Origin of the sequence: Mycobacterium sp. E2238, from assembly GCF_001672665.1 — a bacterium.
Taxonomy (GTDB): domain Bacteria; phylum Actinomycetota; class Actinomycetes; order Mycobacteriales; family Mycobacteriaceae; genus Mycobacterium.
Window position 1 is genome coordinate 1 of record NZ_LZKF01000046.1, and the last position, 16,582, is coordinate 16,582.

Annotated in this window: 14 protein-coding genes; 8 read left to right on the forward strand and 6 right to left on the reverse strand. The window is 68.2% G+C overall.

The window, feature by feature from the left end; all coding sequences use genetic code 11:
• The 3 genes from A5711_RS03565 to A5711_RS03575 all read left to right on the forward strand — a co-directional run.
• A partial coding sequence (locus A5711_RS03565) for a GNAT family N-acetyltransferase (protein WP_067944113.1) occupies positions 1–660 on the forward strand: 660 nt, incomplete at its 5' end.
• Between the two features lie 26 nt (positions 661–686).
• Positions 687–1,379: a DUF5642 family protein gene (locus A5711_RS03570; RefSeq protein ID WP_067944114.1), complete on the forward strand. Its 693-nt coding sequence runs from the start codon at positions 687–689 to the stop codon at positions 1,377–1,379.
• 28 nt (positions 1,380–1,407) lie between these two features.
• Complete coding sequence (locus tag A5711_RS03575; protein WP_067944115.1) at positions 1,408–2,058, forward strand: DUF5642 family protein; 651 nt, start codon at positions 1,408–1,410, stop codon at positions 2,056–2,058.
• Positions 2,059–2,079: 21 nt separating this feature from the next.
• Here A5711_RS03575 and A5711_RS03580 read toward each other — a convergent pair whose 3' ends face one another.
• Entirely contained in the window at positions 2,080–2,676 is a 597-nt protein-coding gene (locus A5711_RS03580) for an alpha-ketoglutarate-dependent dioxygenase AlkB (RefSeq protein WP_197500947.1), read from the reverse strand.
• A 70-nt stretch (positions 2,677–2,746) separates the two neighbouring features.
• Here A5711_RS03580 and arcA point away from each other — a divergent pair, with 70 nt between their 5' ends.
• Positions 2,747–3,961 carry an arginine deiminase gene (gene arcA, locus A5711_RS03585; protein ID WP_067944116.1) on the forward strand — a complete coding sequence of 405 codons (1,215 nt, stop codon included), beginning with the start codon at positions 2,747–2,749 and terminating at the stop codon, positions 3,959–3,961.
• A gap of 48 nt (positions 3,962–4,009) precedes the next feature.
• Here the strand turns inward: arcA and A5711_RS03590 are convergent, their stop codons facing one another.
• Together A5711_RS03590 and A5711_RS03595 are read right to left on the reverse strand one after the other, a co-directional pair.
• On the reverse strand, positions 4,010–4,855 hold the full coding sequence (locus A5711_RS03590) for an endonuclease domain-containing protein (protein ID WP_067944117.1): 846 nt from the start codon (positions 4,853–4,855) through the stop codon (positions 4,010–4,012).
• A gap of 105 nt (positions 4,856–4,960) precedes the next feature.
• On the reverse strand, positions 4,961–6,529 hold the full coding sequence (locus tag A5711_RS03595) for a dolichyl-phosphate-mannose--protein mannosyltransferase (RefSeq protein WP_067944118.1): 1,569 nt from the start codon (positions 6,527–6,529) through the stop codon (positions 4,961–4,963).
• Between the two features lie 25 nt (positions 6,530–6,554).
• Between A5711_RS03595 and rsmI the strand changes: the two genes are divergently transcribed.
• A complete protein-coding gene (rsmI, locus tag A5711_RS03600; RefSeq protein WP_067944120.1) occupies positions 6,555–7,391 on the forward strand; it encodes a 16S rRNA (cytidine(1402)-2'-O)-methyltransferase in 837 nt (278 codons plus the stop codon).
• 2 nt (positions 7,392–7,393) lie between these two features.
• Here the strand turns inward: rsmI and A5711_RS03605 are convergent, their stop codons facing one another.
• Genes A5711_RS03605 through A5711_RS03615 form a run of 3 tightly spaced genes read right to left on the reverse strand, consistent with a single transcriptional unit; the run spans position 7,394 to position 10,762 of the window.
• The gene (locus A5711_RS03605; protein WP_067944121.1) at positions 7,394–8,644 is read right to left on the reverse strand and encodes an aminodeoxychorismate synthase component I; all 1,251 of its coding nucleotides are present in this window, start codon (positions 8,642–8,644) and stop codon (positions 7,394–7,396) included.
• Between the two features lie 28 nt (positions 8,645–8,672).
• The gene (locus tag A5711_RS03610; RefSeq protein ID WP_067944122.1) at positions 8,673–9,584 is read right to left on the reverse strand and encodes an RNA polymerase sigma-70 factor; all 912 of its coding nucleotides are present in this window, start codon (positions 9,582–9,584) and stop codon (positions 8,673–8,675) included.
• Positions 9,581–10,762: an NAD(P)/FAD-dependent oxidoreductase gene (locus A5711_RS03615; RefSeq protein WP_067944123.1), complete on the reverse strand. Its 1,182-nt coding sequence runs from the start codon at positions 10,760–10,762 to the stop codon at positions 9,581–9,583. Before A5711_RS03615 ends, A5711_RS03610 begins: the two co-directional genes overlap by 4 nt.
• A gap of 292 nt (positions 10,763–11,054) precedes the next feature.
• Between A5711_RS03615 and A5711_RS03620 the strand changes: the two genes are divergently transcribed.
• The 3 genes from A5711_RS03620 to A5711_RS03630 all read left to right on the forward strand — a co-directional run bounded on the left by A5711_RS03620 (position 11,055) and on the right by A5711_RS03630 (position 16,448).
• Positions 11,055–12,674 (forward strand): hypothetical protein, encoded by a 1,620-nt coding sequence (locus A5711_RS03620; protein ID WP_231987409.1) that lies wholly within the window; start codon positions 11,055–11,057, stop codon positions 12,672–12,674.
• Between the two features lie 224 nt (positions 12,675–12,898).
• Entirely contained in the window at positions 12,899–14,761 is a 1,863-nt protein-coding gene (locus A5711_RS03625) for a bifunctional diguanylate cyclase/phosphodiesterase (protein ID WP_067944189.1), read from the forward strand.
• A gap of 10 nt (positions 14,762–14,771) precedes the next feature.
• Positions 14,772–16,448, forward strand: coding sequence for a hypothetical protein (locus A5711_RS03630; RefSeq protein ID WP_067944125.1), 1,677 nt, complete (start codon positions 14,772–14,774; stop codon positions 16,446–16,448).
• Positions 16,449–16,582 lie beyond the last annotated feature (134 nt).

Consider the following 16,582-nt stretch of genomic DNA (forward strand, 5'->3'; position numbering starts at 1 on the left):
AACGACGCCTTTGTCCGCATGGTCCACATACCCGGGGTCATGGAGCGTCTGCTGCGCACGGTGCGCCAGCGTCTCGCGGGGTTCATCACGCCGATCCCGATCCGGGTCCGGGACGGAACGCATCTGATGCTGCGACCGGTACTGCCCGGTGACAGCGAGCGAACCGTGCACGGACACATCGAATTCTCCAGCGAGACGCTGTACCGGCGCTTCATGACGCCGCGCCTTCCCACGCCGGCGTTGATGCACTACCTCTCGGAGGTCGACTATGTCGACCATTTCGTCTGGGTGGTGATCGACGGGAAGGACCCGGTGGCCGACGCGCGCTTCGTGCGCGATGAAGACGACCGCAGCGTCGCCGAGATCGCCTTCACCGTCGCCGACGCTTACCAGGGACGCGGGATCGGCACGTTCCTGATCAACGCGCTGTCCATCGCGGCACGGGTCGCCGGGGTCGAAAGGTTCTCCGCGCGAATGCTTTCCGACAATCTGCCGATGCGCACGATCATGGACCACTATGGGGCGGTCTGGCAGCGCGAAGACGTCGGTGTGATCACCACCGTCATCGACGTGCCCGAGCGGCGCAACCACGGGTTTCGGCGTGACGTGGCCGCAAAGATCGAGCACGTCGCCCGCCAGATGATCGAGGTGGTCGGCTGAGCCCGCTCGTTGTGCTATCAACGGGCATGCGGCCGTTCCGGTTTGGCCCGGTGGCAACTCCCGCGATCGTGTTGCTGGTGGCGGCGTGCGCTCATGCGCCGGCGCCCGCACCGTCGCGGACGCCCGCCAAGGCGCCGCCGCCGACGGCGGTCAACCCCGCCAACATCAAACGGGTGGTTCGCGACCTGCCGCCCGGTTACGAGGCGTCCACGGGCATCCCCAGCGGAGTCTCCCCGGGGGCGATCTGGAGCCTGGGGCCCGACGCATCGGATAGCAAGGCGAGGCCGCCCCAGTGCGGGACCCTTGCCGATCCCGGCAGTGGACGCGACCAGTCGGCGCAGGGCGTGTCCGGTTCGGGCAGCGGCGGGATCGTCGACGCGGTGGTGGTGGCGTTGCCGGGGCCGGTCGAACTGCCGGGCGACGTCGTCGCCGCGTGTGGCCAGTGGACCGTTACCGCCGGGCGCAGCACGGCAAGCGTGCACCTCATCGACGCCCCGCATATCGATGGCGCCCAAACCGTCGGAATGGTGGCCGATGTCAAGTCGGCCGTCGAGTCGGGCACCGAGATCGATTCGCGCACATACACATTCACCGCCTACCTGGGCAACTTCTACGCGTTCACCACATTGACCACCGACCCTGGTTCGGTGGTGCCCGCCCTGCCCCCGCAGTTCGCCGCCGATCTGCTCGTCAAAACGGTGTCCACGTTGCGCAGCTGATACATCGGCCTTGGGTAGATTGGCCACGATGTTCAAGCTGGCGTTCGCGGTCGCGGTGGTGGGTGTGCTCGCCGGGTGCTCGTCGGGGGCCACCTCGGCCAAGGTCGACATCAAGAAGGTCTCCGAGGTCAAGTCGAGCTTCGGGCCCGACTTCAAGGTCACCGACATCGGCGAGCGGGGGATCGATCCCAAGGTGTTGTCCGGCCGCAAGCTCCCCGAGGGGCTGACGTTCGACCCGGCCAACTGCGCGAAAGCGGCGGCGGGGCCGGAAATGCCGCCGGACCTGCAGGGCAACATGGCCGCCATTTCCGCCGAGGGCAAGGGCAACCGGTTCGTGGTCATCGCCGTCGAGACCTCAAAAGCCTTGCCCTTCAACGACCCCGGTAAGGACTGCGCCAAGGTGGCGTTTTCCGGCCCGCAACTACGCGGCGGCATGGAGGTGGTGGATGCGCCGCAGATCGACGGGACCCACACGCTGGGGGTGCACCGCGTCCTGCAGGCGCTGGTCGCCGGCGGCCCTCGCACCGGCGAGCTCTACGACTACTCCGCCCAATTCGGTGATTATCAGGTGATCGTCACCGCCAACCCGCTGGTCATTCCCGGCCAGCCGGTCGCCCCGGTCGACACGCAACGCGCCCGCGACTTGCTCGTCAGCGCGGTGAAGGCGGTCCGCAGCTAGCGCGCGAACAGTGTCTCAGACCTAGCGCACACCGCGCGGGCGGAACTGGATGCTGACGCGCGGGCCCACCGGCGACGCCGTCTTGGGCACGGCGTGCTCCCAGGTGCGTTGGCACGATCCGCCCATCACCAGCAGATCCCCGTGCGCCTGCGGCAGCCGCAACGACGGGCCGCCACCCCGCCGGCGCATGGCGAAGGTACGGGTAGCGCCCAGGCTGATGATCGCCACCATGGTGTCCTCGGAGCTGCTGCGGCCGATGGTGTCGCCGTGCCAGGCGACGCTGTCGGAGCCGTCGCGGTAGCAGCACAACCCGACCGTGGTGAACGGCTCGCCCAGCTCGCCCGCGTAGATATCGTTGAGCCGGCGCCGCAGCCGGGCCAACAGCGGATGGGGCGGCTCGTCGACGGTGAGGTCGTGAAAGCTGACCAGTCGCGGCACGTCGACCACCCGGTCATACATCTGGCGGCGTTCCTCCCGCCAGGGCACGGCCGATAACAGACCTTCGAGCAGGTCGTCGGCGTCGGTGAGCCAGCCCGCGCGGATCTCGATAAAGGCGCCGTCACCGAGTTCTCTGCGCTCGGTGTGCTGGAACAGGGAGCCTTGTGCCGCCATCTCCACGACGCCCAGTCTATCGCACATCCGTTCGATGGAGCGGGGACCGGCGGCGCGACCGGCTACCGTTTTCACTGTGGGTGTGGTTGAGCTGGGCACCAATTCCGAGGTGGGCACGCTGCGGGTCGTCATCCTGCACCGCCCCGGCGGCGAGCTGCGGCGGCTGAATCCGCGCAACATGGACCAGTTGCTCTTCGATGGGTTGCCCTGGGTCGCGCGCGCGCAAGACGAACACGACCAGTTCGCCGAGCTGCTCCGCGCTCGCGGCGTGGAGGTGCTGCTGTTGTCGGACCTGCTGGCCGAGGCGCTGACCCACAGCGGGGCCGCGCGGATGCAGGGTGTCGCCGCCGCCGTCGACGCGCGCCGGCTCGGAGTGCCGCTGGCGCAATCTCTTTCGGCGTACTTGCGGGGCCTGGACGCCGGCAGGCTGGCCCAGGTGCTGATGGCCGGCATGACGTTCAACGAATTGCCGTCGGACATCCGCACCGACGTGTCGTTGGTGCTGCGCATGCACCACGGCGCCGACTTCGTCATCGAGCCACTGCCCAACCTCGTGTTCACCCGTGACTCGTCGATCTGGATCGGTCCGCGGGTGGTCATCCCCACGCTGGCGCTGCGCGCCCGGGTGCGCGAGGCATCGTTGACCGATCTCATCTACGCCCATCACCCGCGGTTCACCGGAGTGCGGCGCGCCTACGAGTCGCGCACCGCCCCGGTCGAAGGAGGTGACGTCCTGCTGCTCGCCCCCGGGGTGGTCGCGGTTGGCGTGGGCGAGCGCACCACCCCGGCGGGTGCGGAAGCGTTGGCCCGCAGCCTTTTTGACGACGACCTCGCGCACAAGGTGCTGGCCGTGCCGATCGCCCAGCGGCGCGCGCAGATGCACTTGGACACGGTGTGCACGATGGTCGACACCGACACCGTGGTGATGTACGCCAACGTCGTCGACACGCTCTCGGCGTTCACGATCGAGCGCACGCCGGACGGCGTCGCCATCAGCGACGAGGCGCCCTTTCTGGAGGCCGCCGCCAAGGCGATGGAGATCGACAGGCTGCGCGTCATCGACACGGGGTTGGACCCCGTCATCGCCGAACGGGAGCAATGGGACGACGGCAACAACACCTTGGCGTTGGCGCCCGGAGTCGTCGTCGCCTACGAGCGCAACGCGCAGACCAATGCCCGCCTGCAGGACGCGGGCATCGAGGTGCTGACCATCGCGGGGTCCGAGCTGGGCACCGGCCGCGGCGGCCCCCGCTGCATGTCGTGCCCGGTCGCCCGCGACCCGCTGCATTAGACGTCGAGATCGCCGCCATGGTTGTGGATAGAGCATCGTCCACAGCCCTCATGGCAATCTCGGCGAGTACCGGTCTAGCGCATCGCGTGCTCGTTGAACGATGACGTGGGGGCGGTCCTCGTTGATCACCCTGATCACGTTCCAGCCGAGTCGACTCAACATTTCGGCTCGGCGAATGTCTCTCACGTACTGGTTTCGATCGGTGCGATGCTGGTCGCCGTCATACTCCATCGCCACCATCGCGTGCTGCCAGCCCATATCTAGATAGGCCACGAACCCGCCGTCAGTGACTTTGATCTGGGTGGTCGGCCGCGGTAGACCTGCGTCTATCAAGACGAGGCGCAACCAGCTTTCTTTCGGCGATTGCGCACCGCCGTCCATCAGGGAAAGGGCGGCCTGGCATTGTCGGACGCCACGGACTCCTCTGTTGCGGCCAATGAGCGGGATGACTTCGGCAGCGGTGAGGCCGGTCGCGGCCGAAAGGGCATCCAGGTGGGACACCGCTCGAACCCGCGGCAGGTGGCGTGCGATATCGAATGCCGTCCGCGCCGGACTGGTTGCTGGTAGTCCGTTGAGCTCGACCAAATCCTGGGCGCTGATGCGTTCTCGGCGAATGATGATGCCGGGCGGTGAATGGTTGAAGGGCCCGATGATCTCTACTGGGGTGAAGTCGTCGACCCATTTGGCTCCGTGGAGCGCGGCGGCGGCGCAGCCGGCGATGATCCCTCGCCGACCCGACCACAGCCAGGCGGCCAAGATATTGTCATGAAGTGACGTGAGCGCGTTCTTCGGGACATAGACGTCTCGATGGATTCGCCGGTAGTTCCAACGCAATTGGCTGCGAGTGAGCGAACCGCGTGCTATCGCTTCGCTTCCGAGAAACACCCCCGCCACGCGCTCATCATGAGCGCCGCCGCCCGCCTCTCGTCGACATTGCCGCCATGGTTGTGGATCGCGCGGATATCACAGCCATAGCGGCAATCTCGATGCAAAAATCGACTACCGCCAGCTGGGCAGCCAGATCTCCATGTCCCAAGTCTGCTGCGAGATCGGCAGGCCGGTGAGCACCGGGAAGAGCCAGGCGAAGTTCGTCACCACCAACGCGACGTAGCAGCACACGGCGATCAGCCCGAGTGTGCGCCGTTCCGAGCTCAGCCCGCGGGCTCGACCCGGCTGGTAGAGGATGTCGCCACAGATCAGGGCGATCCCCATCACCAGGAACGGCGCCATCGTCGCCGCGTAGAAGAAGTACATCTGGCGGTCGATGTCGGCGAACCAGGGCAGCCAGCCGGCGCAATAGCCGGTCAGCACAACGGCGTAACGCCAGTCGCGGCGGACGAAGGTGCGCCAGACCGCATACACCAGGACTGGGACCGCGAGCCACCACATCGCCGGAGTGCCCACCAGCATCTCCGCCTTGACGCACGACTGCGCGCCGCACCCGGAGACGTTCTGCTGATCGATCGCGTACAGCACTGGCCGCAACGACATCGGCCAGCTCCACGGCTTGGACTCCCACGGGTGGTAGTTTCCCGCGGCGTTCGTCAGGCTCTTATGAAAATCGAAAGCCTTGGCGGTGTAATGCCATAGCGAGCGGATGGCGTCGGGCAGCGGCACCACCGAGTGCGGGCCGATCGACTGACCCACCTCGTGTCGATCGATCGCGGTCTCGGACGCGAACCACGGCGCGTAACTGGCCAGGTACACCGCGAACGGGACGAGCGCGAGCGCATAAGCGGTGGGAATCAGGTCACGCCGCAAAACCCCCCGCCACGGGTTCGGCACCTGGTACTGGCGCCGCGCCACCACGTCGAACGCCAACGACATCGCGCCGAAGAACAGCACGAAATACAGCCCGGACCACTTTGTCCCGCAAGCCAATCCGAGCAGGACGCCCGCAAAGAAGCGCCACCAGCGCACCCCCAGGCGCGGCCCCCACACCGTCTCGGCGGCGCGCCCGGCAAGCAGCGCGACGTGCATGCGCTGGCGCACCTGATCCCGGTCGACGATCAGCGCGCCGAACGCGGCGACCACGAAGAAGGTGAGGATGCCGTCGAGCAGCGCGGTCCGCGCGGCAACGAAGCTGACCCCGTCGCAGATCACCAGCACGCCGGCGATGGCGCCGACCAACGTCGAGCGGCTGATCCGCCGGACGGTCCGCATCACCAAGACCACCAGCACCACGCCGAGCAGGGCGCCGGTGAACCGCCAGCCGACGCCGTTGTATCCGAAGATCGCCTCCCCGATCGCGATCAGCTGCTTGCCGACCGGCGGATGGACCACCAAGCCGAACCCGGGGTTGTCCTCCACCCCGTGGTTGTGCAGCGCCTGCCAGGCCTGCGGCGCGTAATGCTTCTCGTCGAAGACGGGGGTGCCGGCATCGGTCGGCGAACCCAGATTGAGGAAGCGGGTGATCGCCGCCAGTACGGCGATCACGCCCGTGACGACCCAGCCGCGGATTTGATCGGTGGGCCCGAAGTCGGCCACCGGAACCATCGGACCCGGGCTGACGACGGGCACGACACGCTCGTCCTCGACGACGGGGCTTTCGCGGGGCGGGGCGGACATCGGTGTCGATCGTAGGCTGTCGGTCATGACCACTGGCCGCCTGTTGCTGGGCGCGACGCCGCTGGGCCAACCGTCGGACGCCTCGCCCCGCCTGATCGACGCCCTCGCCCACGCGGACGTGGTGGCGGCCGAGGACACCCGCCGGGTGCGGACGCTGGCGAAAGCGCTGGACGTCACCATTTCCGGCCGGGTGATCAGCCTGTTCGACCGGGTGGAGGCGGCCCGGGTGGACTCGCTGATCGCCGCCCTCAAAGCGGGTGCGACGGTGCTGGTGGTCAGCGATGCCGGGATGCCGCTGATCAGCGACCCCGGCTTCCGGCTGGTCGCGGCGTGCGTGGAGGCCGACCTTCCGCTGACCTGTCTCCCGGGCCCGTCGGCGGTGATGACCGCGCTGGCACTGTCGGGTCTCCCGGCGGAGAAATTCTGTTTCGAGGGTTTCGCGCCGCGCAAGAAGGCCGCGCGGCGGACCTGGCTCGAGTCGCTGGCCGACGAGCGGCGCACCTGTGTGTTCTTCGAATCGCCGCGCCGGTTGGCGGCGAGTCTGCGCGACGCCGTCGACCAACTCGGCGGTGACCGCCGGGCGGCGATCTGCCGGGAACTGACCAAGGTGCACGAGGAGGTGGTGCGCGGATCGCTCGACGAGCTGGCGGCGTGGGCGGACGACGGGGTGCTCGGCGAGATCACCGTCGTGCTTGCCGGTGCGACCCCACGCGCCGACCTGCCGTCGCTGGTCGCGCGGGTGGAGGAGCTGGTCGCCGACGGCGCCCGCGTCAAGGACGCCTGCGGTGAGGTGGCCGACGCGAATCCGGGGGTGCGCTCACGCCAGCTCTACGACGCGGTCCTGCAGTCGCGCCGCGCGTGAGGTCAGCCGGCCGAAAACGCGGCGGCGATGCGCGGCTGCCCCACGATGGGGGACGCCTTGTGCAGGCATTCGGCCCATTCGGCGTCGGGATCGGAGTCCGCGGTGATCCCCCCGCCGACACCGAGCACGGCACCACCCGCGGCGTCGAACTCGACCGTGCGGATGGCGACGTTCAGCTCGCATCCGGCCACGGGAGAGGCCAAACCAATTGTGCCGCAATATATCCCGCGACGATGCGGCTCCCACTGCGAAAGCAGCTGGCGGGCCCGGTGTTTGGGGGTCCCGGTAACCGAGGCCGGTGGGAAGGCGGCGTCGAGCAGCGCCGACGTCGGCAGTTCGACCGGAACCCGCGCCGACACGGTGGACACCAGGTGCCACACGCCGGGCGCACGCCGGACCACCAACAACTCGGGCACGGTGACGGTGCCGACGAGCGCTACACGGCCGAGGTCGTTGCGCACCAGGTCCACAATCATGATGTTCTCGGCCACCTCTTTGGCCGACGCCCGCAGCGCCGACGGCCAGGCGTCCAGGGGCAGGGTGCCTTTGATCGGGCTGGAGGTCACGAGCGTGCCGCGCCGCCGCAGGAATAACTCCGGGGACAGCGACGCCACCGCGCCCCACGCCCCGGCGAGATACGCGGCCCGCGCCGGGGAGGTGCGGGCGATGCCGTCGGCGAAGAAGTCCAGCGGGGCGCCGGTGACCGTTCCGGTGAAGTGCGTGCACACGCAGGCCTGGTAGACCTCGCCGGCGCGGATGGCCTCGAGGCAGTTCAGCACCCCGTCGCGGTGGGCCGCCCGGTCGGCGGGCCCCCAGTCGATGCGGCAATCGAGCTCCGGCGGGGGCGTCGCCAGCGCGGCGGCCAGCCAGTCCGGCATCGGCGCGCCTGACAGGCTTTCGTACCACCAGTGCCCGTCCCGGTCGCGGCGCAGCACGCAGTCGGTCCAACCGCCCGCGGCCTCGGGGATCCGGTTCGGCCCGCCCTCGGCGCCGGGATCGGGATAGGAGAGGTAGCCGATCCAGCCGCCCCCCACCGCCTGCGCGTCGACGGTCTGCGAGCTCAGCTGGACCGCGAAGGCCGCGTCGGGATCGACCGGCCGCGCCGAGACGCTCGGGGCGATCACCGCCAGCGCGCCGAACCAGTCGCCGGTCAGCGCTGCCGGCGGCGACAGACCGAGGCGCGCCGTGGCGTCGCCCACGGCGCGCAACACCTCGGGTGCGGCGCCGAGGTCGCCGAGCCGGTCGATACGCACCGCCCTAGCTTGACAGAAGGGCGGTCACCTAGCCGCGGCTGACGTCACGGGCGGTCGCCAGGGCCACCAGCTTGTCCGGGTTGCGCGTGACGTAGAAGTTGGTGATTTTGTCGTCGGCGATTTCCAGCGTGATCACCCCTTCGAGGTGATCGCCCAGGTAGAGCAGCACGGCCGGGGCGCTGTTGCACGTCACCATGTCGACGCGGAATTCGGCGAACTCCGTGGCCTTGCGGATCAGGCCGATGATGGCCCGGGCCACCCGGTCGGCCCCCACCACCGGCCGGCGCGCCGCGGACACCTTGCCGCCGCTGTCCGCGGTCCAGGTGGCGTCGGGGGCGAGCATCGTCATGAGCGTCTCCACGTCGCCGCTGGCGGCCGTCGCGAGGAACTGGGCGGTGATCTGCGCGTTGCGTTGCGGGTCGGCCGCGTCGAACCTCTTCCGTCGCGCCCGCACGTGCTCACGCGCCCGATGTGCCACCTGCCGGACCGTCGGCGCGGGCTTGCCCACCGCCTCGGCGATCTCGCCGTAGTCGAAGCCGAACACCTCGCGCAACACGAACACCGCGCGCTCGTCGGGGCTCAGCGTCTCCAACAGGACCAGCATCGCCATCGAAATCGATTCCGCCAGAACGACATCGGTGGAGGGATCTTGGTCGTCGAGCAGCAGCGGCTCGGGCAGCCACGGCCCCACGTAGTCCTCGCGACGACGCGCGTCGGTGCGCAGCGCGTTGAGCGCCTGGCGGGTCACCAGCTGGGCGAGATACGACTTGGTGTCGCGCACGGTCGACAGGTCGACCGCCGCCCACCGCAGGTAGCTGTCCTGCAGCACATCGTCGGCTTCGGTCGCCGAGCCCAGCATCTCGTAGGCGATGGTGAACAGCAGCGGCCGCAGCACGGTGAACCGTTCCGCGTGCTCACTGCCGGCGGACGGGCGCGTCATCGCAGAGCGATCTCGGCCGGTGCCTGCGCGGGCCTCTTGCCACCCTTGAGCCAGAGGTAGGAGCCGGGCTTGGCGGCCTCGCGCCGGATGGCCCACAGCGTGCCCTTGCAGATGGCTTCTTTGATGGACGCACCCGTCCTGCCGCCCAGCGCCATGTTCACCGGGGTGTCGTCGGTGCGCGACAGCTGCACCGTGCCGTGGGTGCGGCCGAGGCTGATGCACTGACCGACGAACGCCTGGCTGAGCGGGGCCGGGGCTGTTCCGGCGATGCGGCTGAGCACGGTGTTGGCGGCTTGCGCGCCCAACGGCCCGGCGGCCTGGCAGCTCATCCGCAGGGGCTGTCCCGACGGCGCGGCGGCGTCTCCCGCCGCGACGACGTAGGGATTGTCGACGCTGGTCAGCGTCTCGTCGGTGAGTAGGCGGCCCACCGCGTCCGTGCTCAGGCCGCTGCGCGCGGCCAGGTCCGGCACGGCGAATCCGGCCGTCCAGACGGTCGCCGCGCTCGGCAGCACGGCGCCGTCGGCGAGCACCACCGCGTCCCAGCGCACCTCGGTCACCATCGCGGATTCCAGCACGTTGACGCCGAAGCCGCGCAGGCGCTTGGCGACCGAGCGCCTGCCCCGCTTGCTCAGCGACGGGCCGAGCGCGCCGCCGCATACCAGGGTCACCTGGCGGCCCTGTTCGGCCAGCTCGGCGGCGGTTTCGATGCCGGTCAGGCCGCCGCCGACGACGGTGACGGGCGCGGCCAGCGGCAGGTCGACGAGCGCGTAGCGCAAACGCTGCGCACTTTCCAGGTCGGCGACCGCGTACGCGAAGTCCGCGAATCCGGGCACCGCCACCGGTGTCGCACCGGTGCTGCCGACCGCGTAGATCAGGTAGTCGTAGTCGAGCTCGGCGCCCGAGGACAGCAGGACGCGACGCGCGGTGGCCTCGATGCGGTCGACGGTGTCGACGACCAATCGGATGCCGTCGCCCAACAGCGTGGAGTAGTCGGCGGTCGCGGCGCCGGTGTCGGCGACCAACTGATGCAGGCGGATCCGCTCCACGAAGACGGGCCGGGAGTTCACCAGGGTGATGTCGATGTCCGGTCGCTGCCGTAGATGGTTCGCGGCCACTGTTCCGGCGTATCCGCCTCCGACCACGACGACGTGAATTTTCCGGGCGGCTACCTCGCTCATTGCTGTCTCCTGTTCTGATGGGCCTGATGCCCTCGAGACACCGCGGGCCGGCCGAGCGTGACAGGCCCGCCCCACATTGTGACGCGCCTCACGGGAGCCACCTCGGGGGCCGGGGACGGCGGCGACGTGCGTGTTAGGCTGCGCTACGCCAATTCGTGACCTGCCCCGCGTCGGATACACGTACCGGATAACCCAGGCAGTATGGGGCCACTTCAGTGGACATCGGTGTGTGTTGGGAGAAGCAACCGTGAAGACGAGGAATAGCGCGCTGGCCGCTGCCGTGTGCGCGGCTATGGTGCTGAGCGGATGCGGTGGCAAGAGCGATCCCGGCCCACTGTCCGCGATGGTCAGTCCGGCCATTCCGCCTACCGCTCAGGAGATCCCCAACCCGCTGCGCGGCCAGTACGAAGAAGGCTTGAATCCGCTTTTCCCGCAAGGCAATCCCGCGCAGCAGCGATACGCTGCCTGGCCCGCGTCGGACGACGCCAGCTTGCGAGTTTCGTGGCGGCAGCTGCAGCCCGTCGACCCGCGCACGCTGCCCCCCGACGCTCCCGACGACCGCAAGTTCGACTTCAGCGTGATCGACGACGCGCTCACAAAGCTCGGCAGCCGAAACATGCGACTGACCCTGGGCGTATACGCCTACAAGTCCTGTTGCAACGATTCCTATCCCGACAACACCAACATCGCGATTCCGGACTGGATCCGCTCCGCGGCCACCAGCTATCCCGCGGCGCCTAACGGTGCCGGACCCGGTGTGGCGCAGGTGGTCCCGAATTGGAATGATCCCGGCTACCTGACCGGTTTCGGGCAGTTGCTCGCCGCGCTCGGGCGGCGCTACGACGGCGACGAGCGCCTCAGCGTGTTCGAGTTCTCCGGCTACGGTGATTTCGGCAAGGCCAGCCTCGCGTACGTGCGTGATGCGCTCGGTGCCCCCGGCCCCGCGCCGGACGACAGCGTGCCGAAGTTGGGCTATTACAGCCAGTTCCGTGATCAAAGCATCACCAAAGCGTCCATCGGGCAACTGGTCGCGGCGAACGTCGGCGCGTTCCCTCACACCCAGCTGGTGGTCGCCGCCGAGAATCCGGAGATCGTCCGCGAGTTGTTCGCCGACGACGTGACGAAAAAGCTGTCCGCACCGGTCGGCGTCCGCGCGGATTGTCTTGGGGTGCAGTCACCCCTGCCGGAATGGGCCGAGTCCAGCGACTCCCACTACGTCCGGTTCGACGACGCCGCTGTCAACACGATCAAGCAGCGGCTCACCTCGGCGCTGGTGATCAGCCAGTGGTGCCGGTTGCCGAACGGTACCGACCCGCGGTCGTACTACGAGAAGGCCCTGCACGACGTCGTCAGGTATCACGTCTCGATGACGGCGAGCGCCGACTTCCCCGACCGGGATGCGACCTCGGCGATGGACCCCAAGCTCTATCTGCTCTGGGCCAAGGCGAACACGTCCGCCGGTTACCGGTATTCGGTGGAGGCCAAGCCGGGCTCGCAGTCCATCCAGGGCAAGGTGGCTTCCATCTCGGTCATCTGGACCAACTACGGTTCGGCGGCGGCCACCGAGCGATGGGCACCCGGTTACAAGCTGGTCGATTTCTCGGGAGCGGTGGTCCGCACCATTCCGGCGACGGTCAATCTCAAGACGCTGTCGCACGACGACTCCAGCCAGTCACGCGAGGAGGCGGTTCCGGAGTCGTCGACGGAGTCGGTGCGCGTCGACGTGACGGGGCTGGCGCCCGGGCACTACACGCTGCGCGCGTCCGTGGAATGGCAGCAACACAAGCCGGGCGCCTCCCACGTGGTGAACTACGCGCCGATGGCGCTGGCCCGCGACGGCCGCGACGGTTCCGGCCTGTATCCGATCGCCACGCTGGACATCGCGAGCGACGCCTCCGCCAACGGTCAATGATGCGTCCGTCTCGCCGTAGACCAGCGCCCGCGCAAGTTGCTCGTTAGCCCGGATGAAGCGGCTACTGCGTGATACGTTTTTGCTGACTGAAACCGATCGTGACCTGCCCTCGATGCGTACGGGCGCGCATTCGACGGGATTCGTCAGCGAGACCGTCCCCCGATCGGGCAACCGTCAAACGCGGTGGCCGCCCGGGTGAACGTATGCCCGTATCGGAGGAGACCGTGCCGCGCAGCCTGGACCTGGTCGTCACCTCCGTTGCCACGCAGCTGATGGAAGCCACGGCAGCGACCGCCACCCTGGTGAGCCAGAAGGTGCTCGCACAACTCGTCGAGCAGTTCGACGTGGACGCCAGCTTCTTGCGACACCTCGACCCGCAGACCCGGGCCTCGGCGCTGGTTGCCGAGTGGCCACCCCGAACGGTCGCCGCGGATCCGGATCCCACGGACTTCGCCCAGCTGGACATCGCGGAGTCGGTCCTCGCGCAGTGCGGGCACGGCCGCAAACCGGTGGTGATCCGGCCGGCGCAGTCGAAACGCTATTTCCGGCGCGGGCCGGGCGGGGGCAAAGTCGCCGCCTCGCCTTCGGTGGCCGCCGCCCCCCTGGTCTCGGGCGAGACGACGACCGGCTTGCTCGGCTTCGTCAAGTTCGGCGCCCGCAAGTGGGAGCAAGACGAGATCAATACGCTCGAGGCCGTCGCCGCGCTGTTCGCGCAGGTGCAAGCGCGCATCGCGGCGGAAGAGAAGCTCCGCTACCTCGCCGAGCACGACGATCTGACCGGCCTGTACAACCGTCGTGCTCTGGTCGCCCACCTGACCGAACGGTTGTTGGCGGGGCGCCCAGGGCCGGTCGCGGTGCTGTACCTCGACCTCGACCGGCTCAAGCCGATCAACGACTACCTCGGCCACACCGCCGGTGACTGGTTCATCCGGGTCTTCGCGCAACGCATCCGGATCTGCGCTCCCAACAGCACGATCGCCCGGTTGGGCGGGGACGAGTTCGTCGTCGTGCCCGACGAGCCGCTGGCGCCGGAAGCCGCGGAGTCGTTCGCCCGTCGCCTCTCGACGATGCTGTGCGAGCGCCTGGCCATCGGCGGCCACGTGATCAGCCGGACGGTCAGCATCGGCCTGGCGGTGGGCGTTCCGGGGCGGGACAACTGCACCGACCTGCTCCGCCGGGCCGACGAGGCGGTGCTGACGGCGAAACGCGCTGGCGGCAACCAGATTGCGGTGTCCACCGACGACATGTCCCTCAAGCGCGCGTTCCGCAACGACATCGAGCTGCATCTGCAGGGCGACATCGGCAGCGAGGCGCTGCTGCTGCACTACCTGCCGGAGGTGGACCTGTCGACGGGCGCCATCGTCGGCGCCGAGGCGCTGGTGCGCTGGCGGCACCCGATCTGGGGGCTGCTGCTGCCGGATTCGTTCATCGGGATCGCCGAATCGACCAACCTGGCGATGGAGTTGGGCCGCTGGGTGCTGCGCAGCGCATGCGCCGAGTTCAGTCGCTGGCAGACCAACGGCGTCGGCCGGGAAGCCGTCATGCGCATCAACGTGTCGCCCGTCCAACTGATCACCCGCGGGTTCGTGCGCGACGTCGCCGGCATCATCGACGAGTTCGGCATCGCGGCCGGTTCGGTGTGCCTGGAGATCACCGAGCGCGCCGTGGTCCACGACATCGATACAACCCGAAAAACCCTGGCGGAGCTCAAGGAAGTCGGGGTCCAGCTGGCCATCGACGACTTCGGCACCGGTTATGCGGTGTTGTCGCACCTGAAATCCCTGCCGGTCGACATGCTCAAGATCGACACCGGATTCGTGCGCGACCTGGGCAACAACGCCGGCGATCTGGCGATCGTTCGCGCCATCATCGGCCTGGCCGAGGCGTTCGGCCTGGACGTGGTGGCCGAGGGAGTTGAAACAGCGGCCGCGGCAACGATTTTGATGCAGCACGGCTGCCGCCGGGCGCAGGGCTTTTTGTTGTCGCGCCCCGTCCCAGGCGACGAGATGGAAGCGCTGCTGGCCGCGCGGTGGTTGCCGATGCCGTTTTTGGCCGACCTCAAGGCGTTGCCGACGAGCGCCATCTAGCATCGCACCGATGGTCCGAAAATTGAGGAAGTGTGCGGCGGTGATCGTCGCGTGCTCGGCGCTGGTGCTGAGCGGATGCGGTGGCCACAGCGACCCCAACCCGTTGTCCGCCGTGATCAGTCCCGCCATCCCGCTCAGCGTGCAGGAGGTGCCGAATCCGCTGCGCGGGCAGTACGAAGACCTGATGATGCCGCTTTTCCCGCAAGGGAATTCCGCGCAGCAGCGGTATCCGGCGTGGCCGGCGTCGTACGACGCCAGCTTGCGCGTTTCGTGGCGGCAGTTGCAGCCCACCGACCCGAACACGCTGCCCGCCGACGCTCCCGACGACCGCAAGTTCGACTTCAGCGTGATCGACGATGCGCTGGCGAAGCTTGCGAGCCGGAACATGCGGCTCACGCTTCGCGTGTTCGCCTACAACTCCTGTTGCGACGCCACCTATGCGAACAACACGAACATCGCGATCCCGGACTGGATGCGGTCCGCCGCCACCAGCTATACGGGGCCGCAACGATACTGGTGGACACCCGGGGTGGCGCACGTGGTGCCCAACTGGAACGACCCCGTCTACCTGAACGCCTTCGGGCAGCTGCTCGCCGCGCTCGGTCGCCGCTACGACGGCGACGAGCGGCTCAGCGTCTTCGAGTTCTCCGGCTACGGGGACTTCAGCGAAAACCACATCGCCTATCTGCGCGACACGCTTGGCGCGGCGGGTCCCTCTCCGGAAGAGAGCATCGCAAAGCTGGGTTACTACAGCCAGTTTCGTGATCAAAGCATCACCAAAGGGGCCATCGGACAGCTCGTCGCGGCGAACGTGAACGCGTTCCCTCACACGCGGTTGGTGACCACCGCGCTGAATCCCGAGATCGTTCGGGAGCTGCTCGCCGACGATGTCACCAAGAAGGTGTCCGCGCCGGTGGGCATCCGCTCGGATTGCCTCGGCGTGTACGCGCCGCTGCCCGTATGGGCGGAGTCGGATGGCTCGTACTACGTGCACACGAAAGATCCGGTCGTCGGCCAACTGAAAGACCGGTTGGCCTCGGCATTGGTGATCACCGAATGGTGCCAGCTGCCCGATGGAACCACTCCGCGGTCCTACTACGAAAAGGGCCTGCGCGACGTCGTGAAGTATCACGTGTCCATGACGTCGAGTTTCAACTTCCCGGCCGTTGATTCGAACACCCCGATGGATCCGGCGTTGTACCTGCTGTGGGCGCAGGCCAACGTGTCGGCCGGCTACCGCTACTCCGTGGGAGCGCGGCCGGGGTCGGAATCGTTTCGCGATCGCGTGGCGACCATATCGGTGGTTTGGACCAACTACGGCAGCGCCGTCGCCGTCGAGAAATGGGAGCCCAGCTACCGGCTGGTGGATTTCTCCGGCGCGGTGGTCCGCACGCTGCCGACAGCCGTGGCCCTGCACAAGCTGGTCCCGTCCGGGGAGAACTCGGGTAATCAACCGGCTCCGGCGTCGTTCACCGAATCGGTGACCGTCGACCTGGCGGGTTTGGCGCCCGGGCACTACACGCTGCGCGCTTCCGTGGATTGGCAACAGCACAAGCCGGACGCTTCACACGTGGTGAACTATCCGCCCATGCGGCTGGCCCGCTCGGGACGCGACGAATCCGGGGGGTACCCGCTCGCGACCCTCGACATCCCGCGGGAGGCACTGACTTCCGCCCCGCGCCAATGATGGTGGGCTCCAGCAAATGCTTCTAAGCGGGTGTAACAACGCATTGCGATTAGGACGATGCTGCGTGGCGAGTGCTGCATAATGTGCACTGGGCTTTGCGCGGCGGGTGTAAGGCAAATCAATTCGACGCTATT

What these genes read in the sequence shown, in the direction of transcription:
- A5711_RS03570 (WP_067944114.1), top strand. Translation starts at nt 687, where the DNA reads ATGCGGCCGTTCCGGTTTGGCCCGGTGGCAACTCCCGCGATCGTGTTG.
- A5711_RS03575 (WP_067944115.1), top strand. Translation starts at nt 1,408, where the DNA reads ATGTTCAAGCTGGCGTTCGCGGTCGCGGTGGTGGGTGTGCTCGCCGGG.
- A5711_RS03595 (WP_067944118.1), bottom strand. Translation starts at nt 6,529, where the DNA reads ATGTCCGCCCCGCCCCGCGAAAGCCCCGTCGTCGAGGACGAGCGTGTC.
- rsmI (WP_067944120.1), top strand. Translation starts at nt 6,555, where the DNA reads ATGACCACTGGCCGCCTGTTGCTGGGCGCGACGCCGCTGGGCCAACCG.
- A5711_RS03610 (WP_067944122.1), bottom strand. Translation starts at nt 9,584, where the DNA reads ATGACGCGCCCGTCCGCCGGCAGTGAGCACGCGGAACGGTTCACCGTG.
- A5711_RS03615 (WP_067944123.1), bottom strand. Translation starts at nt 10,762, where the DNA reads ATGAGCGAGGTAGCCGCCCGGAAAATTCACGTCGTCGTGGTCGGAGGC.
- A5711_RS03620 (WP_231987409.1), top strand. Translation starts at nt 11,055, where the DNA reads ATGGTGCTGAGCGGATGCGGTGGCAAGAGCGATCCCGGCCCACTGTCC.
- A5711_RS03630 (WP_067944125.1), top strand. Translation starts at nt 14,772, where the DNA reads ATGGTCCGAAAATTGAGGAAGTGTGCGGCGGTGATCGTCGCGTGCTCG.